Below are 24,464 nucleotides of genomic sequence, written 5' to 3'. Positions count from 1 at the left end.
GGACTTAAGAATCTATCTGCTCATCCTGACCTGACCGCTCGACGAACTCAACCCTTTCATTCTCAGGGAGAAGTCCACGCCAGCCAAATTGTGACAATGCCTGCATCCAGACGTCATCCAGCCCGGCGCGAATAACCAGCGGCTCACCGGTGAATGGATGCGTCAGCGCAAGCTGGCTGGCATGCAGCATCAACCGCTGACAGCCAAAATGCTCTGCGGCGCTGCGGTTTTGCCGTAAATCACCGTGCTTGCTGTCGCCAATTATCGGATGGCGTAAGTGGGCCAGATGGCGCCTGAGCTGGTGTTTCCGACCGGTTTTAGGATCCAGCTCCACCAGCCCGTAACGGGTGGTCGGATAACGTCCGGTCGCTACCGGCATTTCTACCGTTGCCAGGCCGCGATAATGGGTGACGGCAGGCTGCGGGCCTTTATCATCGCGGGCAAACTTATCGGCAATCTTATCCAGCTCTTCGACCAACGGGTAATCCAGCACGGTATCATCCATCAGCCAGCCACGCACAATCGCATGATAGCGTTTCTGAATTTGATGATGTTCAAACTGCTGAGACAACAAACGCCCGGCTTCGCTGGACAGTCCCATCAGCAGCACACCGGAGGTTGGTCTGTCGAGTCGATGGGCGGTAAAAACGTGCTGACCAATTTGGTCTCGCACCGTTTGCATCACCACCACTTTCTCATCCCGGTCGAGCCAACTGCGGTGAACCAACCAGCCCGAAGGTTTATTGACGGCAACCAGCCATTCGTCCTGATAAAGAATTTCCAGCATCAGGCGTTATCACTGGTAAACAGCGCATCCAGCTCCTGCAATGCCGCCAGGAGAATGTCGCGTTGCGGATGATCGGCTGCTAGCGCCATTTCGTAATACGGTGCAACGGCAAAAGCCTGCGGAAGCGGCTGCGCGTTATCGAGTAGCGTATGCATGCGGGGAATCAACACCCACTGCAGCCACTCGACCGGCTCCATGGTATCCATACAAAAAGGCTGCGTACTGGTAAACAGATGCTCTGCTGGCTCATCCATCCGCCAGTGATTATGTTCACGCAGTAGCGCTTCAAGTGCGTGTAACTGCTGGCGCACACGGTCATGAGTCGTCATGAAATAAACCTCAATGATGAAAAATCTGGCGCGAAGAATAGCACTAGTGGAAGGAAATAAAAAAAGGGAGCACTGTAAAAAAAACAGTGCTCCCGGTTCGTTTCGCAGCATTCCAGCTACTTTTAGTGCTCCCTGCTCATCCGTGACAACTTTTCCTGTGGTCTTGCGACCTTGTTCATCCTGAACTTTTGCATCCTGCTCACATCACCCCGATGTGAAAACTTCATCCTGAAGTATCCTGGCCATCCTGACCCGCCGAACATCCTGACCGGCTCTCATTCTCCGTCCTGGAGGTGTCCTTTAACGCATCCAGCGTCTTCCTCTTTGCTTCGTCCTGAAGCCTGTCCTTGCAACACCATCCTGGTGTGTCCAGGTGAAGAGCCATCATCCTGATGTTCTCTTCGTTGTGCGACTCCTTGTCGACAGATATAGAATCGCCTGTTTCGCTTTGTCTTACAAGATGCTTACAGGCTTACCCTTACGATTATTTTCGTATGAAAGTTGACAATAAAAGACTAACCAATTGAATAATAATCAATTATTATTTTATTAATTCATTAAGTCTTTACTTATCACCTGGCAATGTCCTACAGGGTTTGTAAGAGATATCTCACAAGATTCAGGGCAAACAGGATTACAGAACTGGCTTAAGTTGAGTGAGGAATTCCGCAAGTGAGGCCGCCAGCACCGTTCGTTTACGGGTTCCCAGCGTTTCTTTGCACACTTCACCGGACAGATTGCACACCGAAATGACGTCAAGCTCATTATCTTGTGTGGCAATAAAAAGCGTAGGCGAAAGCTTAAGTCGCTTTTGCGTAACCAAGTGACCAATCAGGTTTTCCTGAACACGCCTGAAGTCATCTTCACTCCAGGTCTGCAGCAGCGTCAGCTTTTCATCCGCAAACTGCGCGTGCATATCCCCGGCAAACTGGGTGGTGTAAAAAGCGTGAACGGCAGGTTGTATCACAATATCAAATGCCCGTTCAACCGCATTGAGGTTTTTTTCGCCGACAAAAGGTTGAGGCTGCCAAAATACCGCATCGTCTGTGGAAGAAATGATGCACGGAGAAGGTACGCCATACAGCTCTTCACTGAGTGGCCAACTGTTGTTTTTTTCATGCCATGCGTCGCAATAACGCGTCGTAAAGGCTACCAACGCCTGCGCTGTCAATTCGTCCACTGATTTCTCTCTTCACAAAAGCCAGGATACACTTGTCGCATAGTGTATCTGGTTTATGACGGTGAAACATGTCCTCTTATGAAAATCATCAGGCGCTTGATGGCCTGACTCTAGGTAAATCAACGGATTACCGAGACAATTACGATGCAAGTCTGTTGCAGGGTGTTCCGCGCAGCCTGAACCGCGATCCGCTGGATTTAAAGGCCGATGCCCTGCCTTTTCACGGTGCGGATATCTGGACGCTGTATGAACTGTCGTGGCTAAATGCCAACGGCTTACCGCAGGTCGCAGTCGGTCACGTGGAACTGGATTACACCAGCGTAAATCTGATTGAATCGAAAAGCTTTAAGCTTTACCTGAACAGTTTTAATCAGACGCGTTTTGATTCCTGGGATGCGGTACGTCAGACACTGGAAAACGATCTTCGCGCCTGCGCTCAGGGCGATGTCAGCCTGGCGCTGTACCGCCTTGACGAACTGGAAGGGCAGCCTATAGCCCACTTTAACGGCACCTGTATCGACAATCAGGATATCGTCATCGATAACTACCAGTTCAGCACTGCGTATCTGGAAAATGCCGTGAGCGGTGAAAAGGCAGTGGAAGAGACACTGGTCAGCCATCTGCTGAAGTCCAACTGTTTAATCACCCACCAGCCAGACTGGGGCTCCATACAAATTCAGTATCGCGGACGTAAAATCGACAGAGAGAAGCTGCTGCGTTACCTGGTCTCCTTCCGCCACCATAACGAGTTTCATGAACAGTGTGTGGAACGCATTTTCAATGACATTCTGCGCTTCTGCCAGCCGGAGAAACTGAGCGTTTACGCACGCTACACGCGACGTGGTGGCCTGGACATTAACCCATGGCGCACCAACACCGATTTCACTCCGGCAACCGGTCGTCTGGTACGTCAGTAATCTTTTTTCTCAATTTTGCGTGTCGGATTCCGCGCTCAAGGTTGTGAAAGGTCATAAGCCAGGGCTATTGTAATCACAGGGAATGACGTGTTGCGTCCCATAAGGAGTTTACTTGATTACACATATTAGCCCGCTTGGCTCAATGGACATGTTGTCGCAGCTGGAAGTCGATATGCTTAAACGCACGGCCAGCAGCGACCTGTATCAACTGTTTCGTAACTGTTCGCTTGCCGTTCTGAACTCCGGCAGTTTGACCGACAACAGTAAAGAACTGCTGTCACGCTTTGAAAGTTTCGATATTAACGTACTGCGCCGCGAACGGGGCGTGAAGCTGGAACTGATCAACCCACCTGAAGATGCGTTTGTTGATGGACGCATTATTCGTGCGCTACAGGCTAACCTGTTTGCCGTGCTGCGCGACATTCTGTTCGTCAATGGCCAGATCCATAACGCCGGTCGTTTTCAGCATCTGGATCTCGAAAGCTCGGTCCATATCACCAACCTGGTATTCTCGATCCTGCGTAATGCCCGGGCGCTGCACGTCGGTGAAGCGCCGAACATGGTCGTCTGTTGGGGCGGTCACTCAATCAACGAAAATGAGTACCTGTACGCTCGTCGCGTCGGCACCCAGTTGGGCCTGCGCGAACTGAACATCTGTACCGGCTGCGGTCCAGGGGCGATGGAAGCGCCAATGAAAGGCGCTGCGGTAGGCCACGCCCAGCAGCGATACAAAGACAGCCGCTTTATTGGCATGACCGAACCGTCAATCATCGCCGCTGAACCGCCTAACCCGCTGGTAAACGAACTGATCATCATGCCGGACATTGAAAAACGTCTGGAAGCGTTCGTGCGTATCGCCCACGGTATTATCATCTTCCCGGGTGGCGTAGGGACAGCGGAAGAGCTGCTGTATCTGCTGGGGATCCTGATGAATCCGGCCAACAAAGATCAGGTTCTACCACTGATCCTGACCGGACCAAAAGAGAGTGCGGATTACTTCCGCGTGCTGGACGAATTTATCGTGCACACGCTGGGAGAAGATGCGCGTCGCCACTATCGCATTATCATTGACGATGCAGCGGAAGTGGCGCGCCTGATGAAAAAAGCGATGCCGCTGGTGAAAGAAAACCGTCGCGACACAGGTGATGCTTACAGCTTTAACTGGTCGATTCGTATCGCGCCCGATCTGCAGATGCCGTTCGAACCGTCCCATGAAAACATGGCCAACCTGAAGCTGTACCCGGATCAGCCCGTTGAAGTACTGGCGGCCGATCTACGTCGCGCATTCTCCGGTATTGTGGCTGGTAACGTGAAGGAAGTCGGCATCCGCGCTATTGAAGAGTTTGGCCCGTACAAAATCCACGGTGACCGCGAAATGATGCGCCGCATGGACGATCTCCTGCAGGGCTTTGTTGCACAACATCGTATGAAGTTACCGGGCACTGCGTATATCCCTTGTTACGAGATCTGCGCCTAACCTTCTACACCCGCTAGCAGCACTATAGCGATGACAGTTTTGTCCATATCAAAGCCGGGTTTGGCGCATTTGCCTCCCGGCTTTTTTTAGTGATACCAGTCACATAGCTCTGACAATCACATAAATACCAGTGATGATTCATTAAAAACAGCGCGCCACGCAAACGATTACCTTGAAAAACCAACCGTGATTTATCTTAGTAAATTATTATTAGTCGCCGAAATCATCTAAAAACAACAGTTTTTACAGCTGAACACGCCTATCTTCGCGCCTTCGCTTTCATGAGATATGTCGTTAATGTTAGCCTTCGCGCCCGTAAATTCGCTTTGACTATTTTTTAACAGATTAATGGCCCAAATTTATCCACATAAAAGGTGGATTATTGCATTTGGGATCCCGATCACTGATACATTCATTACTAAAATGTATCTTTCCGCCCGAAAATTATTACGGCGAAAAATTATATAAAAATCGCTCAACGAATTTCGATTTACAGCCGGGTACTTTCTCATTGGATTGACCTCAAACCCGGCTTTTTAAGCTTCCTCCAGGAGAAATAGATGGAAAACACTCAAACCAGCACTATCGTTACGGGCCAGACCCGCAGCGCATGGCGCAAGACAGACACCATGTGGATGCTGGGCCTTTACGGCACGGCGATTGGCGCGGGTGTATTGTTCCTGCCGATCAACGCAGGCGTAGGCGGTATGATCCCGCTGATCATCATGGCGATCCTTGCCTTCCCAATGACCTTCTTTGCACACCGCGGTCTGACTCGCTTTGTGCTGTCCGGTAAAAATCCGGGTGAAGACATCACCGAAGTTGTAGAAGAACACTTCGGCGTTGGCGCAGGTAAACTGATTACCCTGCTCTACTTCTTCGCTATCTACCCGATTCTGTTGGTTTACAGCGTAGCAATCACCAATACCGTTGAAAGCTTCCTGACCCATCAGCTGGCGATTACTCCTCCGCCGCGTGCAATCCTGTCTCTGATCCTGATTGTCGGCATGATGACCATCGTGCGCTTCGGTGAGCAGATGATCGTTAAGGCGATGAGCATCCTGGTATTCCCGTTCGTTGCGGCTCTGATGCTGCTGGCGCTGTATCTGATCCCTCAGTGGAGCGGTGCGATTCTGGAAACCATGTCTTTTGACTCTGCGGCAACCACCGGCAACGGCCTGCTGTTGACCCTGTGGCTGGCGATTCCGGTAATGGTGTTCTCCTTCAACCACTCCCCGATCATCTCCTCCTTCGCCGTGGCGAAGCGTGAAGAGTACGGTGATGAAGCTGAGAAGAAATGCTCCAAGATTCTGGCATTCGCTCACATCATGATGGTACTGACCGTTATGTTCTTCGTCTTCAGCTGCGTATTCAGCCTGACCCCGGCGGACCTGGCAGCAGCAAAAGAGCAGAACATCTCGATTCTGTCTTACCTGGCGAACCACTTTAACGCGCCGATTATTGCCTGGATGGCACCGATCATCGCGATTATCGCTATCACCAAATCCTTCCTCGGCCACTACCTGGGCGCACGTGAAGGCTTCAACGGGATGGTGATTAAGTCTCTGCGCGGCAAAGGCAAATCCATCGAAATCAACAAACTGAACAAAATCACTGCACTGTTCATGCTGGTAACCACCTGGATTGTGGCGACACTGAACCCGAGCATCCTCGGTATGATTGAGACCCTGGGTGGCCCAATCATCGCGATGATTCTGTTCCTGATGCCGATGTATGCCATCCAGAAAGTACCGGCAATGCGTAAGTACAGCGGCCATATCAGCAACGTCTTCGTTGTGATTATGGGCCTGATCGCTATCTCCGCTATTTTCTACTCTCTGTTCAGTTAATTCCCCTGCGCCGCTCTTCGGGGCGGCGCATCTCGATACACAATGGACGCCTCATGATTAGCGTATTCGATATTTTCAAAATCGGCATTGGCCCTTCCAGCTCCCACACTGTTGGCCCGATGAAAGCAGGCAAACAATTCACGGATGACCTGATTGCACGCGGAATTCTCACTGACGTAACCCGCGTAGTGGTTGATGTCTATGGCTCCTTGTCTCTGACGGGGAAAGGTCACCATACCGACATCGCGATTATTATGGGCCTGGCGGGTAATCTGCCGGATACCGTAGACATTGATGCCATCCCTTCCTTTATCCAGGATGTGAATACTCATGGGCGTTTGCTGCTGGCAGACGGTCAACATGAGGTCGAGTTCCCGGTCGACAAGTGCATGAATTTCCATGCGGACAATCTGTCCCTGCACGAAAACGGGATGCGTATTACCGCACTGGCGGGCGAAAAAGCCATTTACAGCCAGACTTACTATTCCATTGGCGGTGGGTTCATCGTTGATGAAGAACATTTTGGTTTACCGAACAACTCTCCGGTAAACGTGCCGTATCCGTATAAATCCGCAGCTGATTTGCAACGTCATTGCCAGGAAACCGGCCTGTCACTTTCCGGTCTGATGATGCAAAACGAACTGGCCCTGCACAGTAAAGAAGAGCTGGAACAGCACTTTGCTAACGTCTGGGAAGTGATGCGTAGCGGGATTGAGCGCGGCATCACCACCGAAGGTGTATTGCCGGGCAAACTGCGCGTTCCGCGTCGTGCTGCTGCGCTGCGTCGTATGTTGGTCAGCAGCGACAAAACCACCACTGACCCGATGGCGGTTGTTGACTGGATCAACATGTTCGCGCTGGCCGTGAACGAAGAAAACGCAGCAGGTGGACGTGTAGTTACCGCGCCAACCAACGGTGCATGCGGGATTGTTCCTGCCGTACTGGCGTATTACGACAAGTTTATCCGTGAAGTGAACGCTAACTCTCTGGCACGCTATATGTTGGTCGCGAGCGCCATTGGTTCACTGTATAAGATGAACGCCTCTATCTCTGGTGCCGAAGTCGGCTGTCAGGGTGAAGTTGGCGTGGCCTGCTCCATGGCAGCGGCTGGTCTGGCTGAACTGCTGGGTGGTAGTCCAATGCAGGTGTGCATCGCAGCGGAAATCGGTATGGAACATAACCTGGGTCTGACCTGCGATCCGGTTGCCGGCCAGGTACAAGTACCGTGCATTGAACGTAACGCGATCGCGTCCGTGAAAGCGGTGAACGCCGCACGTATGGCGCTGCGCCGTACCAGTGAGCCACGCGTGTGCCTCGATAAAGTTATCGAGACCATGTACGAAACCGGTAAAGACATGAATGCCAAATACCGCGAAACATCTCGCGGCGGTTTGGCAATGAAAATTGTCACCTGCGATTAAGTCCCACCCCATTGCCGGATGGCGCAAGCTTATCCGGCCTACAGTGCCGTATTCATTTGTAGGCCGGATAAGGCTTCAGCCGCCATCCGGCAAAATGTTGTATCAGATCTTCGCCTCCACTCGCCGTGAATGTTACCCTACAGACTGATTTGTTAGGGAGAACACCGTGGCCGTCCATCTGCTCATTGTCGATGCACTGAATCTTATCCGCCGAATTCACGCCGTACAGGGCTCACCCTGCGTGGAGACGTGCCAGCACGCGCTCGATCAGTTGATTGTGCACAGTCAGCCCACACACGCCGTGGCGGTATTTGATGACGAAGCGCGCAACAGCGGCTGGCGTCACCAACGCTTACCTGACTACAAAGCCGGTCGCCCGCCAATGCCTGACGATTTACACAAGGAAATGCCCGCCTTACGCGCCGCTTTTGAACAGCGCGGTGTCTGCTGCTGGGAATCCAGCGGGAATGAAGCCGATGATTTAGCCGCAACTCTGGCGGTGAAAGTTAGCCAGGCCGGACATCAGGCAACCATCGTCTCAACCGATAAAGGCTATTGTCAGCTACTCTCCCCAACGCTGCGTATTCGCGATTATTTCCAGAAACGCTGGCTGGATGCGCCGTTTATCGAGAAAGAGTTCGGCGTACTGCCGCAACAGTTGCCTGATTACTGGGGACTGGCAGGGATCAGCAGTTCTAAGATACCTGGGGTTGCCGGTATTGGTCCTAAAAGCGCCACACAATTGTTGACGCAGTTTCCAACGCTGGAAGCACTGTATGAACATCTGGATGACGTACCGGAGAAATGGCGCAAGAAACTCGAAGAACATCGTGAGATGGCGTTTTTGTGCCGCGATATCGCGCGGCTGCAAACGAACTTACATATCGACGGAAACCTACAGCAGCTACGGCTGGCACGGTAGTCTTATTTTCGGATGGCGCTGCGCTTATCCGGCCTACTTAACGTATAACCCTGTAGGCCAGATAAACGCCAGGTGATTACCAGGCAGTATGGTACAGCTCGACGATATCCCCAAGGCTCGCTTCACGCGGATTTCCCCCGGTACAAACATCGTCAAATGCGGCCTGCGCCAGCGCAGGAATATCCTCTTTACGGACGCCAACATCGCGTAAGTGCAGGGGGATCCCTACATCGCGATTAAGGGCGAAGACAGCATCCACTGCCGCTTTGCGTGCTTGCGCCAACGTCAGCCCTTCAACCTTAACCCCCATTACCCGGGCAATATCGCGGAATTTTTCCCCAGTGAATTCGGCGTTGTAGTGCATCACGTGCGGCAGCAAAATGGCATTCGCGATGCCGTGCGGCGTGTTGTAGAACGCGCCTAACGGGTGTGCCATGCCATGCACTAATCCCAGACCAACGTTGGAGAAGCCCATCCCGGCAACGTACTGGCCCAGGGCCATCGCTTCACCCGCCTGGCTGTCACCCGCAACGGAACCGCGCAATGACCCGGCAATAATTTCGATGGCTTTAATGTGCAGCGCATCGGTAAGCGCCCACGCTGCCCGGGTGATGTAACCTTCAATGGCATGAGTCAGTGCATCTACCCCAGTAGCCGCTTTTAATGCAGCAGGCATGCCGTCCATCATATCAGCATCGATGAACGCCACCTGCGGGATGTCATGTGGATCGACACAAACAAACTTACGCCGATTCTCTTCGTCAGTGATCACGTAGTTAATGGTCACTTCCGCCGCTGTTCCCGCGGTGGTTGGGATAGCCATAACTGGCACACTCGGGAAGCGTGTCGGCGATAACCCTTCAAGGCTGCGTACATCCGCAAACTCCGGGTTATTATTGATAATGCCAATCGCTTTACAGGTATCCTGCGGGGAGCCTCCGCCGATGGCTATCAGATAGTCTGCGCCGCTTTGCTGAAAGACACTCAATCCCTCCTGCACTACCGCAATGGTTGGATTAGGAATAACGCCTGAATAGATTTCCCATGCCAGACCTGCAGCATCCATTCGGGAAGTCACTTTCTCAACAACGCCGCACTGCACCAGATTTTTATCAGTCACAATCAACGCCTTGCGATAACCGCGACGAATAACTTCATCGGTTAATGCGCCAACAGCCCCCCGGCCAAACCATGCCGTTTCATTCAGAATCATTCTGTTCGCCATTGTATTTCTCCTTTTCGCTATGCGAAATTACTCTTCAATGCGTAATCCGTAAGATTTGAATTTCTCCAGCACAATAGCGATCTCCTCGTCATCCAGCACCGGCACCGGGTCAACAATCGCCAGCGTGCTCAGGTACAGACGGGCCAGAACTTCCACTTCATGCGCCAACCACAGTGCTTTTTCCAAATTCGCTTCGCAAGCAATCAACCCATGGTGCTGTAAAAGCGTTGCCTTACGGTTTTTCAACGCTACCGCAACGTGCTCTGACAGCTCTCGTGTGCCAAACGTCGCATAAGGCGCACACGGAATAGAGTTTCCCCCCGCCGCCGCAATCATGTAATGGATTGCCGGGATTGGACGATTGAGAATAGAAACAGCCGTGCAATGTACGGCGTGGTTATGAACCACCGCCTGAGCATCCGGACGTGTTTGATAGGCTGCCATATGGAACCGCCACTCGCTGGAAGGTAACTTCCCTTCTTCGTGCTGTCCCTCAGCATTGATATAGACAATGTGGGATTCAGTGAGTTTTTCATATGGAATGCCCGTCGGGGTAATTAACATCCCGTCCTGAAAGCGCACGCTTACGTTACCCGCAGTCCCCTGATTCAACCCCAGACGGGTCATTTCCAGGCAGGTATCGATAATCTGCCGTGCCAGCGTATTTCGTTCCATTACTTACCTCTCTCAGTGAGTCAAAATGCGACAACAGAACATTGCTAATACCTCGGCGCTCTGTTGAATTAGGCGGCTATTTGCTAACTATCATCATGCTGAATAAAGAGAAGGGAATTTTTAGCACTGGATTTTGTGACCTTCATCAACTAATAACACAGAATAAAAAAAAGCAGGATAAATATCATATTGTAAAAATGTCCGTTCTTAATGAAAGCATTATAAAACGGTCACTTGCGAATAATTTGTTAAAGCTGCCCGTTTTCTTCCCAACTAATTAATTCGGGCATTTACTCTGTGGGTTTTAATAACTTATTTCTCAAACGGTCATTGTTTTACAGAAATTAAAGTGATGATAATCACATAAACTCGCGCCCTGAGCATAAGTGTGACCGTCATCATATTAATAGCCGTTTTTTATTTGAAAATGAATTCATGAGTTCATTTGTGAAGGCCAATTCTGGCTGGCAGATTACCGGAACTCACCTGGATTAGCAGGTTGGTGAAATCACCCGCCTTACTCTTAAGCTGTTGAACATGCTTATGAACTGATGAGGATGCTATGGGAAACACATCAATACAAACGCAAAGTTTTCGTGCAGTAGACCGGGGGCAGACAAAAAATTATCTCATTCCCTTCGCGTTACTCTGCTCTCTGTTTTTTCTTTGGGCTGTTGCTAATAATCTTAATGACATCTTATTACCACAGTTTCAGCAAGCTTTTACACTGACTAACTTTCAAGCTGGCCTGATTCAATCTGCTTTTTATTTTGGTTATTTCATCATTCCAATCCCGGCAGGGATCCTGATGAAAAAATTAAGTTACAAAGCAGGGATTATTACCGGATTATTTTTATACGCCGTCGGCGCGGCATTATTCTGGCCCGCAGCCGAGGTAATGAATTACACCCTATTCCTGATTGGTTTATTTATTATCGCTGCTGGTTTAGGTTGCCTTGAAACTGCAGCCAACCCGTTTGTAACGGTACTGGGCCCGGAAAGCGGCGGCCACTTCCGACTCAATCTGGCACAAACTTTTAACTCATTTGGTGCCATTATTGCGGTCGTTTTTGGGCAAAGTCTTATTTTGTCTAATGTGCCGCATCAATCTCAGGACGTACTCGATAAAATGGCTCCGGAACAACTGAGTGCCTACAAGCACAGCCTGGTTTTATCGGTACAAACCCCTTATATGATCATCGTCGCGGTCGTTTTACTGGTCGCCCTGCTGATTATGTTTACAAAATTTCCGACCCTGCAAAGTGACGACCACAGTGACAACGCTCAGAGTTCATTCTCCGCATCCCTTTCCCGTCTGGTGCGTATTCGTCACTGGCGTTGGGCTGTGCTGGCGCAATTCTGCTACGTCGGCGCGCAAACTGCCTGCTGGAGCTACCTGATCCGTTACGCTATCGAAGAGATCCCTGGCATGACCCCAGGTTTCGCCGCTAACTATCTGACCGGCACCATGGTGTGCTTCTTTATCGGTCGTTTCTCCGGCACATGGCTTATCAGCCGCTTCGCGCCGCATAAAGTGCTGGCCGCTTATGCCCTGCTCGCCATGGTCTTGTGCCTGATTTCCGCCTTCACCGGTGGTCAAATCGGCCTGTTGGCTCTGACGTTATGCAGCGCATTTATGTCGATTCAGTATCCAACCATTTTCTCTTTGGGGATCAAAAACCTGGGACAGGACACTAAATACGGCTCGTCTTTTATTGTCATGACCATTATTGGCGGCGGCATTGTGACGCCAGTAATGGGTTTTGTCAGCGACGCCGCTGGCAATATCCCTACAGCAGAACTGGTCCCAGCACTTTGCTTCGCCATCATCTTTATTTTTGCCCGCTTCCGCTCACAAACGGCAGCCAACTAAATATTTATCCGAATAACGTGAGGAATCTGTGATGAAAAAAATCAGCTTACCAAAAATTGGTATTCGCCCGGTTATTGACGGACGTCGTATGGGTGTACGTGAGTCTCTCGAAGAACAAACCATGAATATGGCTAAAGCCACCGCCACGCTGATCACGGAAAAACTTCGGCATGCCTGTGGCGCACAAATTGAATGTGTGGTTGCCGACACCTGCATCGCCGGGATGGCTGAATCTGCCGCTTGTGAAGAAAAATTCAGCAGTCAAAACGTGGGCGTGACAATTACCGTTACCCCATGCTGGTGCTACGGGAGCGAAACCATCGATATGGATCCGATGCGCCCGAAAGCTATCTGGGGCTTCAACGGCACGGAACGTCCGGGGGCCGTTTATCTGGCGGCCGCGTTGGCAGCCCACAACCAGAAAGGTCTTCCTGCGTTCTCCATTTATGGTCATGACGTACAAGACGCGGACGACACCTCGATTCCTGCTGATGTTGAAGAAAAACTGCTGCGCTTTGCCCGCGCGGGTTTAGCCGTTGCCAATATGAAAGGCAAAAGCTATCTGTCTGTCGGTGGCGTGTCTATGGGTATTGCAGGTTCTATCGTCGACCATAACTTCTTTGAATCCTGGCTGGGCATGAAGGTGCAGGCGGTGGATATGACCGAGTTGCGTCGTCGTATTGACCAGAAAATATATGATGAAACCGAGCTGGAAATGGCGCTGGCGTGGGCGGACAAAAACTTCCGCTACGGCGAGGATCAGAACGCGCAGCAATATAAACGCAATGCAGAACAGAGCCGCGCGGTGCTGAAAGAGAGTCTGCTGATGGCCATGTGCATTCGCGACATGATGCAGGGTAACCAGAAGCTGGCAGACAAAGGTCTGGTCGAAGAATCTCTGGGTTACAACGCGATTGCCGCAGGCTTTCAGGGTCAACGTCACTGGACGGATCAATATCCGAATGGTGATACCGCCGAAGCGCTGCTCAACAGCTCCTTTGACTGGAATGGCATACGCGAACCGTTCGTTGTCGCCACCGAAAACGACAGCCTGAACGGCGTGGCGATGCTGTTTGGCCATCAACTCACCGGCACGGCGCAGGTCTTTGCCGATGTGCGCACCTACTGGTCGCCAGAAGCGGTAGAGCGCGTCACGGGTAAACCGCTGACCGGCCTTGCTGAGCACGGCATTATTCACCTGATTAACTCCGGCTCGGCAGCACTGGACGGCTCCTGCAAACAGCGCGACGGCGAAGGGAAACCAACCATGAAACCGCACTGGGAAATCTCGCAGAAAGAAGCGGATGATTGCCTGGCGGCAACCGAATGGTGTCCTGCTATTCACGAATACTTCCGTGGGGGCGGCTACTCTTCTCGCTTCCTGACCGAAGGCGGCGTGCCGTTCACCATGACCCGCATCAACATCATCAAGGGCCTGGGACCGGTGCTGCAAATCGCCGAAGGTTGGAGCGTGGAATTGCCGAAAGACATGCATGACCAGCTTGATGCGCGCACCAACTCCACCTGGCCGACCACCTGGTTTGCCCCGCGCTTAACCGGTAAAGGTCCATTCAGCGATGTCTATTCCGTGATGGCTAACTGGGGCGCAAACCACGGCGTACTGACGATTGGTCACGTGGGTGCGGACTTCATCACTCTTGCCGCCATGCTGCGTATCCCGGTGTGTATGCACAACGTGATCGATGAGAAAATTTACCGCCCTTCCTCCTGGGCTGCCCATGGTATGGATACTGAAGGCCAGGATTACCGCGCCTGCCAGAACTATGGCCCGCTTTATAAGCGTTAATGCGACTCAGCCCGGTGGCGCAAGCTTACCGGGCCTTACAGCAGTGGCTTTTGTAGGCCGGATACGGCTTTAACCCCATCATCCGGCAACGTTTCAGGAGTTTTTATGAAACAAGACGTTATCCTGGTCCTCGACTGTGGCGCGACCAACGTACGGGCTATCGCCGTTGACCGACAGGGAAAGATTGTCGCTCGTGCGTCGACCCCAAACGCCAGTGACATCGCTGCTGAAAACAGCACCTGGCATCAGTGGTCGCTGGAGGCCATTCTGCAACGTTTTGCCGACTGCAGTCAGCGGCTCTCTGCGCAACTGGCCGCCTGCCAGGTTCGTGCGATCGCCGTCACCACCTTTGGCGTAGACGGCGCGTTGGTTGATAAAAATGGCAAACAACTCTATCCGGTGATCAGCTGGAAATGCCCACGCACCACGGCGGTAATGGAGAATATCCACCGCTACATGTCACCGCAGCAGCTGCAGGAAATTTCCGGCGTCGGCGCGTTTAGCTTCAACACACTGTATAAACTGGTTTGGCTAAAAGAAAACCATCCGCAACTACTGGAACAGGCGCACGCCTGGCTATTCATCTCGTCGCTCATTAACCACCGTTTAACCGGCGAGTTCACCACCGATATCACCATGGCGGGCACCAGCCAGATGCTGGACATCCAGCAGCGCGATTTTAGTCATGACATCTTACAGGCAACGGGTATACCGCGTCGTCTGTTCCCACGTTTGGTTGAAGCGGGAGAACAAATAGGCGTTCTGCAACAGGAGGCCGCCAGCCTGCTTGGGCTTACGGCGGGTATTCCGGTCATATCTGCCGGACACGACACGCAGTTTGCGCTATTTGGCGCTGGAGCCCAACCAAATGAACCGGTGCTCTCTTCCGGTACATGGGAAATTCTGATGGTGCGCAGTGCGCAGGTGGATACCTCCCAGCTTAGCCATTATGCGGGTTCAACCTGTGAACTGGATAGCCAGCCCGGACTGAATAACCCCGGTATGCAGTGGCTGGCTTCCGGAGTCCTCGAATGGGTACGCAAGTTGTTGTGGACTGCTGATACCCCATGGCAAACCCTGATTGACGAAGCCAGGGCAATCCCGGCAGGTGCCGAAGGCGTGAAGATGCATTGCGACCTGCTGGCCTGTCAAAATGCGGGCTGGCAAGGCGTCACGCTCAATACTACCCGCGGACACTTCTATCGCGCCGCGCTGGAAGGGCTGACAGAACAACTGCAGCGAAATCTGCACACGCTGGAAAAAATCGGTCACTTCCAGGCGACCGAGCTGCTTTTGGTTGGCGGGGGAAGCCGCAACGCATTGTGGAATCAGATCAAAGCGAACGTGCTCAAAATGCCGGTCAAAGTGCTGGATGATGCCGAAACCACCGTAGCGGGTGCCGCGATGTTTGCCTGGTCAGGCATTAGGGAATTTACCTCACCGGAACAGGCGCGCGCGCAGGTGCGGTATCAGTACCGTTACTTTTATCCGCAAACCGAATCCGAACACACAGGAGTCGAGTAACATGCTCAAAACGATATCTCCCTTAATTTCGCCCGACCTGCTGAAGGTGCTGGCTGAAATGGGCCACGGCGATGAGATTATCTTTTCCGATGCCCACTTCCCGGCCCACAGCATGGGGCCGCAGGTTATTCGCGCTGACGGCCTGATAGTCAGCGACCTGCTGCAGGCGGTTATTCCACTCTTTGAACTGGACAGCTATGCCCCACCGCTGGTGATGATGGCCGCTGTTGAAGGAGACGCCCTCGATCCCGACGTCGAGGCTCGCTACCGTCAGGCGCTTTCACTACAGACCCCTTGCCCGGACATTACGCGTATTGATCGCTACGCCTTCTATGAACGCGCACAAAAGGCGTTTGCGATCGTTATCACAGGAGAGCGGGCAAAGTACGGGAATATTCTTTTAAAAAAAGGGGTAACGCCGTAATCTCTGGTCAGAATGCCCGTCTGGTACGGGCATTCATCATATAATGAGGATCAGAACATGAAAGCGGCGCGCCAGCAGGCAATCGTAGATCTGCTTACTAACCATAAAAGCCTGACAACCGAAGCTCTGGCGTTGCAACTGAACGTCAGCAAAGAGACCATCCGCCGCGATCTCAGTGAGTTACAGACCCAGGGAAAAGTGCTACGTAATCACGGGCGGGCGAAAGTTATTCACCGGGAAAACAAGGACAGCGGCGATCCGTTTCATATGCGACTCAAAAGCCACTATGCCCACAAAGCGGATATTGCCCGCGAAGCGCTGGCATGGATCGAAGAAGGTATGGTGATAGCCTTAGACGCCAGCTCAACCTGCTGGTATCTGGCGCGACAGCTACCGGACATCAACATTCACGTTTTTACCAACAGCCAGCCCATCTGCCAGGAATTGGCTAAACGTGAACACATTCAGCTTATCAGCTCCGGCGGTCGCCTCGAGCGCAAATACGGTTGCTACGTTAATCCCTCACTTATCTCGCAGCTAAAATCCCTCGATATTGACCTGTTTATTTTTTCCTGCGAAGGGATCGACAGCGACGGCGCGCTCTGGGACTCCAATGCCACCAACGCCGACTTCAAGTCCATTCTGCTTAAGCGCGCATCGCAATCTTTATTGCTGATCGATAAAAGTAAGTTTAATCGTTCGGGGGAGGCCCGGATTGGGCATCTGGATGACGTGACGCATATCGTTTCAGATACGCCGCTGATTGAAACAATTCAGGCCGAATAAGACGTTGACGCTTCATCCGGCCTGCAATGTTAACTTATCGCTCGTCGCGACGACCACCGACGGCAGCCCACAGACGGCGCACGTGAACGGTTACTTCTTCACGGTCATGATACAGCTGACGCGCCTGAATTTGGGCATTTACGCCATGTTCATCAAGCTGGGCCTGAATGTAAGCCAGGTTCTGTGATACCTCTTCGTAGCGTTTTTTCATCGGCAGCTTGAGGTTGAATATTGTCTCACGACACCAGCCGTTGACCAGCCATTGTGCCATCAGCGCGGCGACCTTCGCCGGCTTCTCCACCATATCGCAGACCATCCACGAAATATTGTTGCGATTCGGACGGTATTTAAATCCGTCTTCACGCAGCCAGGTGACCTGTCCGGTATCCATCAGGCTTTGAGCCATTGGACCGTTATCCACCGAGTAAACCCACATGTTGCGTTTAACCAGCTGATAGGTCCATCCGCCCGGGCAGGCCCCTAAATCCACCGCATACATTCCGTTCGCCAGACGCTCATCCCATTCATCGGCAGGGATAAACACGTGCAGCGCTTCTTCCAGCTTCAGCGTTGAGCGGCTCGGCGCATCGGCCGGGAATTTCAGTCGCGGAATACCCATGTAGAACGGTGAGTTATTGTCAGGCCAGGAATAACCGGTATAACAACAGCCAGGGGCGATAAAGAAAACATGAACCACCGGACGTTTCGGCGTTTCATATTTTGCCAGTACGCCCGCTTCACGCAGCGCCGCGCGCAGCGGTACGGTAAATTTACGGCAGAACTTAACCAGCTCTTTGCTTTCATTGGTGTCGGCGACTTCGACACGCAGATCGCCACCCTTTTCCACCACGCCCTGCAGCATGCCAACGATCGGCGTAATGCGGTCTTCCGGCGGTAAATATTGCAGCAGTTCGCCCACCACAAACATTTGACGGGCAAAAATCAGTGAGCTAAACGGCAGCTCTTTCACTAGCTTTTCGGCATCATCCTGCTGATAGCATTCGAAGATGACGTAACCCGCATTGTCTTTCACGCGGGCAAAACCGAAGATTTCCCGGCGCCCTGCTTTATCCGTAATTTCTGCGGCGCACTCTTTTTCAAAACCCGGGCGACACAACAACACAACCTTATTCATGGCTAACGCCCTTACGTTTCAATCTAATAGCACCCACTAACATCAGCGCCCAGCCCACAAGGAAGCTGAAACCGCCGACGGGGGTAACAAACGCCCACAGGCGTAAATGAGAGAGTGCAAGGCAATACAGGCTGCCGCTAAACAGCACCGTTCCTAATGCCAGAAACACGCTACTCCAGTAAAACCAAATGCTAATGCGTCGCTGCATGGCGACCGCCAGGCCAAAGATAGCCAACGTATGGAACGCTTGATACTCAAGGCCAGTCTGGATCCACCCCATCTCAACGACACCGAGGGTTTTACTCAGAACATGTGCCCCAAAGGCACCCAACGCCACAAAGATAAAGCCACTTACGGCGGCAAAAATCAGCATAAAACGGCTGGTCATGTGAATACCCTACGTAAATTATTGTTCATAACGAAAGCGGAATTTTTCTTGTTCCGTGGCCGCTTTAGCCAAAATCCACTGACGGAAGGCGGCTATTTTACCCAGTTCTGCCTGACTGTCATGACAAACCAGATAAAATGCGTTTTTGCTGACCAGAACATCGTTAAACGGACAGACCAGACGTCCGGCTTCTATTTCGGACTGCGCCATGACGTTATTCGCCAGCGCAATCCCCTGTCCGTGGATAGCAGCCTGTAGCACCATGGCGCTATGGCTGAAGATAGGTCCCTGCTGTACGTTGATATGATTCAGGCCAAGCTGGCGCGTATAGGCTTGCCAGTCACGGCGCGACGCATCGTGCAATAATGTGTGTTTAGCCAGATCGTCGGGCGTCTTCAACGGTTTATCACCGGTGAGTAATAGCGGCGAGCAGACCGGCAATAAATATTCTGCGTACAATTTTTCAACGCGCAGACCCGGCCAGTTGCCGCGTCCGTAGAAAATCGCCACATCTACATCGTCCGCCAGTTTGTCTTCCTGACGGTCCACCGCCTGGATCCTGACATCGATTCCCGGATAAGCTGAGTTAAAGCTAGAGAGTCTGGGCACCAGCCATTGGATCGCAAAACTGGGCAATAAACTGACGGTAAGTGCACCTTTTGCACTACGTGCCTGAAGTTTACGCGTCGCGTCGGTTAATTGCGAAAAAATCTCTTTGATGTCGAGGAAGTAGCTTTGGCCTTCTTCCGTTAACAGCAAAGATCGATTGCGTCGACGAAACAGCTTCAGCCCCAGGAAATCCTCAAGAGACTTGATTTGATGACTTACTGCGGCCTGCGTCACAAAAAGCTCTTCTGCTGCGCGAGTAAAGCTCAAATGACGCGCTGCAGCATCAAAAACACGCAACGCATTTAAGGGTGGTAATCGTTTTGACATGACTTTTAGGCTTTGATGTTAAATGAATTTAACAATTAGCTAACAGGCTGTAACCTATTAGTTTTTTTTATCTGAGCCATTATAAATTGTCCGTTGAGGTTCTACCAGCAAATACCTATAGTGGCGGCACTTCCTGAAGCCGGAACGAAAAGTTTTATCGGAATGCGTGTTCTGGTGGGCTTTTGGCTTACGGTTGTGATGTTGTGTTGTTGTGTTTGCAATTGGTCTGCGATTCAGACCATGGTAGCAAAGCTACCCTTTTTCACTTCCTGTACATTTACCCTGTCTGTCCATAGTGATTAATGTAGCACCGCCAAATTGCGGTGCTTTTTTTTGTCCGACTCTTTGTCGATGGATGACCGGTTAGTTATCCAGTTCTACCATCTCTTTCACGTCAGTGCGGTTAATCTGCTGTTTGTTGCCGTTAGCGTCTTTATACGAAATCATCCCCGTTTCACTATCGGTCTGTGGCTTACCGTCAGCTACGATTGATCGACCATCGTTGGTGTGCATCACGTAATTCGAACCGGAACAGGCGCTCAGGGCAAAAGTCAGCATACAGGCAGAAATTATGGCGGCAGTCTTTTTCATCTTCTTCTCCTTAAAGCGATTTATGCTATTAAAAACACACTCCGTAACAGGCAAAATTGTTCACCTAACGCTATTTAGCATAAGACACTGAGCGGGCTTTGCCAGGATATCCAGAGTATTCCGATGGTTAGCGCAACCCTTGTATCAATGCCCTTTTTGCGCCACGATCGGTTTACTGAACTGAGGAATACCATGAACGCTTTTAACCCCGCGCAGTTTCGCGCACAATTTCCCGCACTCAACGATGCTGGCGTCTATCTCGACAGCGCTGCTACGGCGCTGAAGCCACAGGCGGTAATTGAGGCTACCCACCAGTTTTATAGCCTGAGCGCCGGAAACGTCCATCGCAGCCAGTTTGCTGAAGCCCTGCGCCTGACCGCACGCTATGAAGCCGCGCGGGAAAAAGTCGCAAGCCTGATTAATGCGCCGGATGACAAAACCATCGTCTGGACCCGCGGCACAACGGAAGCGATCAACATGGTTGCTCAAAGCTATGCGCGTCCACGCCTTCAGCCGGGTGATGAGATTATCGTTAGCGCAGCGGAACATCACGCCAACCTCGTGCCCTGGCTGATGGTCGCGGAGCAAACGGGGGCTAAGGTCGTCAAACTCCCACTCACCCCCGATTTATTGCCAGACGTTGAGCGCCTTACGCAACTTATTACCCCGCGCAGCCGCATTCTGGCACTCGGGCAAATGTCGAACGTCACCGGTGGCTGCCCGGATCTGGCCCGCGCCATCACGCTCGCCCATGCGGCTGGCATGGTGGTGATGGTTGATGGTGCCCAGGGGATTGTCCATTTTCCTGCCGACGTACAACAGTTAGATATTGATTTCTATGCGTTCTCGGGCCACAAGCTGTATGGCCCAACCGGTATTGGCGTGCTGTACGGTAAGCCTGAATTACTGGAAGCTATGTCACCGTGGCTCGGCGGCGGAAAGATGATTAGCGAAGTCAGCTTCGACGGTTTCACCACCCAGGCAGCCCCATGGAAGCTGGAGGCCGGTACGCCTAACGTTGCTGGCGTTATCGGGCTAAGCGCAGCGCTCGAATGGCTGGCGGACGTCGACGTTGCACAGGCCGAAAAGTGGAGCCGGGGTCTGGCGACGCTGGCAGAAGATGCGCTGGCGAAACGCCCCGGCTTTCGGTCCTTCCGCTGCCAGGATTCCAGTCTGTTAGCCTTTGATTTCTCGGGTGTTCATCACAGCGATATGGTTACGCTATTGGCCGAATATGGCATTGCGCTGCGCGCGGGGCAACACTGCGCGCAACCGCTGCTGGCAGAACTGGGCGTATCCGGGACACTACGCGCCTCATTTGCCCCTTATAATACACAAAGCGATGTGGATGCGTTGGTCGCAGCCGTCGACCGCGCGCTGGAAATATTGGTGGATTAATGACAAGCCCTCTGTTCGCCGGACACCCGTTTGGCACAACCGTAACCGAAGAGACGTTACGCAATACCTTCATCCCGCTCACTCAGTGGGAAGATAAATATCGTCAGCTGATACTGCTGGGTAAGCAGTTGCCGGCACTTCCGGATGCGCTAAAAGCACAGGCCAAAGAAATCGCGGGCTGTGAAAACCGCGTCTGGCTGGGGCATACTCTTCATGCGAATGGCACTCTGCATTTCTTTGGTGACAGCGAAGGTCGAATAGTACGCGGGCTGTTGGCGGTATTACTCACCGCGGTCGAAGGTAAAACGGCCGCCGAGTTACTGGCGCATTCACCAATGGAATTATTTGACGAGCTGGGTTTACGCGCGCAGCTTAGCGCCTCGCGTAGCCAGGGGCTACATGCTCTTAACGAGGCGATTCTTGAGGTTGCTCAGAAAGCCGGATGACGGCGCTAATACGTCTTATCCGGCTTATAACACCGCACAAACCGTAGGTCGGATAAGCATAGCGCCATCCAATACAATCAGGACTGGCGCGCCGCTTTGGCCATCATCTTCTTCAGCGCATGGGAGACGGCAACAAAACCAAAGGTGGCGGTCACCATCGTGGCCGCGCCAAACCCGGATGCGCAATCCATACGTTTCGGCCCTTCCGCCGTCGCTTTCATCGCACACACCGAGCCATCTGCCTGCGGGTACACCAGCGCTTCGGTCGAGAACACACAGTCCACGCCCAGCTTGCCTTTGCTGTTTTTCACCACGCCAAAATCGCTTTTCAGCCGCTCACGTAGCTTGGCCGCCAACGGATCCTGGATGGTTTTTGCCAAATCAACGACCTGAATCTGCGTAGGATCGATCTGTCCGCCCGCACCACCGGTGGTCACCAGCGGAATTTTGTTACGCCGACAGTACGCGATCAGTGCCGCTTTTGGGCGCACGCTATCAATCGCATCAATGACATACGAAAATCCCGCACTCATATATTCAGCAACGTTATCCGGCGTGACAAAATCATCGACCACGTTCACCCGGCACTCCGGGTTAATCTGGCGGATACGTTCAGCCATCACTTCAGCTTTTGCCAGGCCGACGTTATCGCGTAAAGCATGGATCTGGCGGTTAGTATTGGTGACACACACATCATCCATATCGATGAGCGTGATGGCGCCAATGCCGGTTCGCGCCAGCGCTTCCGCCGCCCATGACCCCACTCCGCCAATCCCAACCACGCAAACGTGCGATTGAGCAAACAGTTGCAGCGCATTTTCGCCATACAGACGCGCCGTACCGCCAAAACGCTGACGCCAGGCATCACTTATAACCACAGACATAGAACCTCAGATATAGAAAACAAAAAGGGCGGACAAATACCGCCCTTGATGACTGCATCACTGCCTGATGGTGGCTACGCCTTATCAGGCCTACTCAATAATTCAGGCTTGATAAGCGAAGCGCCATCCGGCAATTAACCGCTGAACACGTTACCCGCACCCAGCGCTGTTTTTAGTACCCATACGCGACCGTAATGATTATACCACCCGGCACGGTGTCCGGCGTCTGCGCCAATACCCTGATAGATGTCGAAGTGCTGCCCTTTTATCGCCCCGCCCACATCCAACGCCACCATCAGACGCAGTTCGTACTGGCCGGTAAACTTGCCGTTATTGTCCAGTAACGGGACTTCCGCCAGTAACGTTGTGCCCGCAGGAATGATACTGCGGTCAGAAGCCACGGATGCGCGGCCAATCAACGGTACCGCGCTGGCCCCTTTCACCGGAGCAAAAGATTGTGGTTTAAAGAAGACAAACGATGGGTTCTGCTCCAGCAGCTCACGCACTTCGGCTTCGCTGTGCGTTTCACCCCAATGACGAATAGCCTGCATCGACATATCTTCTTTTTTCACTTCGCCACGGTCGATAAGCACTTTACCGATACTGCGATAGGCGTGGCCGTTTTTCCCGGAATAGCTAAAGAAGTTGAGCGGGCTGCCATCGCCAAAATCGATGTAACCACTGCCCTGAACATCCATAATGAAGTTATCCATCAGGGAGTTGCTGTATGCCAGAATATAATTGTCGCTTAGCGCGCCCGCGTAGATCTCGGCACGGGATGGTAAGCGCCCACGTTTTGGCGGCATACGATAGATAGGATACTGAAACTCGCCCTGGCGCGTATGCCGCGCCTGGATAACCGGCGTGTAGTAACCGGTAAACTGGACGTTACCGTAGTTATCAGCCCCTTCCATTTGCCATGCATCAATACCAAACTGACGCATACTGCGCGTATCACCGCCCGCGCGTAACCATTGCTGGATAGCGTTGTAGACGTTGCTCTGGTTACCGTACAAACGTGGCGAAGCGCTACGAATTTGATTAACCTGCTCGGCGAAATCACCGGCATTGATTGGTGCGCCAACCGCATCAGGCTGGTTCACCAGTGAGAAAGGCTGGGTAAATTTCCCGTCTTTATACTGCTGCCCACGATCGGTGGGTTTTGAGGAACACGCGGCGAGCATCGCGACTACAGCTCCCGCCAGAAGATATTTTGCCCAACGTCCTTTCATTGTTCTCGTCTTATGTTGCCTGAATGCGAGACGAAGATAACAAACCCCCGAACCTAATGAAATGCGTATACATACCCGAACGCAAATTTTGAGCAAAAAATAATCCAGAATGCGTTGTTTTTGTTCATTTTCACCCTAAAAACGTGATCAAGGTGAAAAAAGGGTTGCATGAAAATGCGAGCAGAGTATAGTGCGCATCCACGGACGCGGGGTGGAGCAGCCTGGTAGCTCGTCGGGCTCATAACCCGAAGGTCGTC

Annotated in this window: 23 protein-coding genes; 12 read left to right on the top strand and 11 right to left on the bottom strand. The window is 52.2% G+C overall.

Annotated elements, in window-relative coordinates:
- Positions 1 to 4: 4 nt before the first annotated feature.
- The 3 genes from truC to syd all read right to left on the bottom strand — a co-directional run bounded on the left by truC (position 5) and on the right by syd (position 2,296).
- Positions 5 to 787, bottom strand: a complete 783-nt coding sequence (truC, locus tag OGV71_RS24260; RefSeq protein ID WP_003034092.1) for a tRNA pseudouridine(65) synthase TruC — start codon at positions 785 to 787, stop codon at positions 5 to 7.
- The gene (locus OGV71_RS24255) at positions 787 to 1,116 is read right to left on the bottom strand and encodes a YqcC family protein (protein WP_003034091.1); all 330 of its coding nucleotides are present in this window, start codon (positions 1,114 to 1,116) and stop codon (positions 787 to 789) included. Before OGV71_RS24255 ends, truC begins: the two co-directional genes overlap by 1 nt.
- Positions 1,117 to 1,750: 634 nt before the next feature.
- Entirely contained in the window at positions 1,751 to 2,296 is a 546-nt protein-coding gene (gene syd / locus OGV71_RS24250) for a SecY-interacting protein (RefSeq protein ID WP_003034087.1), read from the bottom strand.
- Positions 2,297 to 2,364: 68 nt separating this feature from the next.
- Here syd and queF point away from each other — a divergent pair, with 68 nt between their 5' ends.
- The 5 genes from queF (at position 2,365) to xni (ending at position 8,883) form a co-directional block, all read left to right on the top strand.
- On the top strand, positions 2,365 to 3,213 hold the full coding sequence (queF, locus tag OGV71_RS24245) for an NADPH-dependent 7-cyano-7-deazaguanine reductase QueF (RefSeq protein ID WP_286534131.1): 849 nt from the start codon (positions 2,365 to 2,367) through the stop codon (positions 3,211 to 3,213).
- Between the two features lie 112 nt (positions 3,214 to 3,325).
- The gene (gene ppnN / locus OGV71_RS24240) at positions 3,326 to 4,690 is read left to right on the top strand and encodes a nucleotide 5'-monophosphate nucleosidase PpnN (protein ID WP_003034076.1); all 1,365 of its coding nucleotides are present in this window, start codon (positions 3,326 to 3,328) and stop codon (positions 4,688 to 4,690) included.
- A 560-nt stretch (positions 4,691 to 5,250) separates the two neighbouring features.
- Positions 5,251 to 6,540, top strand: a complete 1,290-nt coding sequence (locus tag OGV71_RS24235) for an HAAAP family serine/threonine permease (protein ID WP_003034073.1) — start codon at positions 5,251 to 5,253, stop codon at positions 6,538 to 6,540.
- A gap of 53 nt (positions 6,541 to 6,593) precedes the next feature.
- Positions 6,594 to 7,961 carry an L-serine ammonia-lyase gene (locus OGV71_RS24230; protein WP_003034070.1) on the top strand — a complete coding sequence of 456 codons (1,368 nt, stop codon included), beginning with the start codon at positions 6,594 to 6,596 and terminating at the stop codon, positions 7,959 to 7,961.
- 166 nt (positions 7,962 to 8,127) lie between these two features.
- Positions 8,128 to 8,883, top strand: coding sequence for a flap endonuclease Xni (gene xni / locus OGV71_RS24225; protein WP_003034067.1), 756 nt, complete (start codon positions 8,128 to 8,130; stop codon positions 8,881 to 8,883).
- A gap of 76 nt (positions 8,884 to 8,959) precedes the next feature.
- On the opposite strand, the gene fucO is transcribed toward xni, so the two are convergent.
- Together fucO and fucA are read right to left on the bottom strand one after the other, a co-directional pair.
- Complete coding sequence (gene fucO / locus OGV71_RS24220; RefSeq protein ID WP_003034064.1) at positions 8,960 to 10,108, bottom strand: lactaldehyde reductase; 1,149 nt, start codon at positions 10,106 to 10,108, stop codon at positions 8,960 to 8,962.
- 27 nt (positions 10,109 to 10,135) lie between these two features.
- On the bottom strand, positions 10,136 to 10,783 hold the full coding sequence (fucA, locus tag OGV71_RS24215; RefSeq protein WP_286534129.1) for an L-fuculose-phosphate aldolase: 648 nt from the start codon (positions 10,781 to 10,783) through the stop codon (positions 10,136 to 10,138).
- Positions 10,784 to 11,345: 562 nt separating this feature from the next.
- Between fucA and fucP the strand changes: the two genes are divergently transcribed.
- The 5 genes from fucP to fucR all read left to right on the top strand — a co-directional run bounded on the left by fucP (position 11,346) and on the right by fucR (position 17,197).
- Positions 11,346 to 12,656 carry an L-fucose:H+ symporter permease gene (fucP, locus tag OGV71_RS24210; RefSeq protein WP_286534127.1) on the top strand — a complete coding sequence of 437 codons (1,311 nt, stop codon included), beginning with the start codon at positions 11,346 to 11,348 and terminating at the stop codon, positions 12,654 to 12,656.
- A 31-nt stretch (positions 12,657 to 12,687) separates the two neighbouring features.
- Positions 12,688 to 14,463: an L-fucose isomerase gene (gene fucI / locus OGV71_RS24205; RefSeq protein WP_151218267.1), complete on the top strand. Its 1,776-nt coding sequence runs from the start codon at positions 12,688 to 12,690 to the stop codon at positions 14,461 to 14,463.
- A 105-nt stretch (positions 14,464 to 14,568) separates the two neighbouring features.
- Positions 14,569 to 15,987, top strand: coding sequence for an L-fuculokinase (gene fucK, locus OGV71_RS24200; RefSeq protein ID WP_286534123.1), 1,419 nt, complete (start codon positions 14,569 to 14,571; stop codon positions 15,985 to 15,987).
- Position 15,988: 1 nt separating this feature from the next.
- The gene (gene fucU, locus OGV71_RS24195) at positions 15,989 to 16,411 is read left to right on the top strand and encodes an L-fucose mutarotase (protein ID WP_187253135.1); all 423 of its coding nucleotides are present in this window, start codon (positions 15,989 to 15,991) and stop codon (positions 16,409 to 16,411) included.
- Between the two features lie 57 nt (positions 16,412 to 16,468).
- The gene (gene fucR, locus OGV71_RS24190) at positions 16,469 to 17,197 is read left to right on the top strand and encodes an L-fucose operon activator (protein ID WP_204583308.1); all 729 of its coding nucleotides are present in this window, start codon (positions 16,469 to 16,471) and stop codon (positions 17,195 to 17,197) included.
- A gap of 34 nt (positions 17,198 to 17,231) precedes the next feature.
- Here the strand turns inward: fucR and rlmM are convergent, their stop codons facing one another.
- From rlmM to OGV71_RS24170, 4 genes are all read right to left on the bottom strand, one after another.
- Positions 17,232 to 18,332 carry a 23S rRNA (cytidine(2498)-2'-O)-methyltransferase RlmM gene (rlmM, locus tag OGV71_RS24185; RefSeq protein WP_003034040.1) on the bottom strand — a complete coding sequence of 367 codons (1,101 nt, stop codon included), beginning with the start codon at positions 18,330 to 18,332 and terminating at the stop codon, positions 17,232 to 17,234.
- Positions 18,325 to 18,720 (bottom strand): DUF423 domain-containing protein, encoded by a 396-nt coding sequence (locus OGV71_RS24180; RefSeq protein WP_003034037.1) that lies wholly within the window; start codon positions 18,718 to 18,720, stop codon positions 18,325 to 18,327. Before OGV71_RS24180 ends, rlmM begins: the two co-directional genes overlap by 8 nt.
- 18 nt (positions 18,721 to 18,738) lie before the next feature.
- A complete protein-coding gene (gene gcvA / locus OGV71_RS24175) occupies positions 18,739 to 19,656 on the bottom strand; it encodes a glycine cleavage system transcriptional regulator GcvA (protein ID WP_003034035.1) in 918 nt (305 codons plus the stop codon).
- Between the two features lie 363 nt (positions 19,657 to 20,019).
- On the bottom strand, positions 20,020 to 20,247 hold the full coding sequence (locus OGV71_RS24170; protein ID WP_003034032.1) for a YgdI/YgdR family lipoprotein: 228 nt from the start codon (positions 20,245 to 20,247) through the stop codon (positions 20,020 to 20,022).
- A 192-nt stretch (positions 20,248 to 20,439) separates the two neighbouring features.
- Here OGV71_RS24170 and csdA point away from each other — a divergent pair, with 192 nt between their 5' ends.
- Both csdA and csdE read left to right on the top strand, forming a co-directional pair.
- Positions 20,440 to 21,645, top strand: coding sequence for a cysteine desulfurase CsdA (gene csdA / locus OGV71_RS24165; protein WP_204583307.1), 1,206 nt, complete (start codon positions 20,440 to 20,442; stop codon positions 21,643 to 21,645).
- Entirely contained in the window at positions 21,645 to 22,091 is a 447-nt protein-coding gene (csdE, locus tag OGV71_RS24160) for a cysteine desulfurase sulfur acceptor subunit CsdE (RefSeq protein WP_003034025.1), read from the top strand. The genes csdA and csdE overlap by 1 nt, the downstream gene beginning before the upstream one ends.
- A 77-nt stretch (positions 22,092 to 22,168) precedes the next feature.
- On the opposite strand, the gene tcdA is transcribed toward csdE, so the two are convergent.
- Positions 22,169 to 22,975 carry a tRNA cyclic N6-threonylcarbamoyladenosine(37) synthase TcdA gene (gene tcdA / locus OGV71_RS24155; protein ID WP_204583306.1) on the bottom strand — a complete coding sequence of 269 codons (807 nt, stop codon included), beginning with the start codon at positions 22,973 to 22,975 and terminating at the stop codon, positions 22,169 to 22,171.
- 134 nt (positions 22,976 to 23,109) lie between these two features.
- Complete coding sequence (mltA, locus tag OGV71_RS24150) at positions 23,110 to 24,207, bottom strand: murein transglycosylase A (protein WP_204583305.1); 1,098 nt, start codon at positions 24,205 to 24,207, stop codon at positions 23,110 to 23,112.
- Positions 24,208 to 24,464 lie beyond the last annotated feature (257 nt).

The organism is Citrobacter sp. Cf088, from assembly GCF_030334295.1.
GTDB classification, from domain to species: Bacteria; Pseudomonadota; Gammaproteobacteria; order Enterobacterales; family Enterobacteriaceae; genus Citrobacter; species Citrobacter freundii.
Note: the sequence above shows the minus strand (reverse complement) of the source record. Positions and strands in the feature narration are given on the sequence as shown.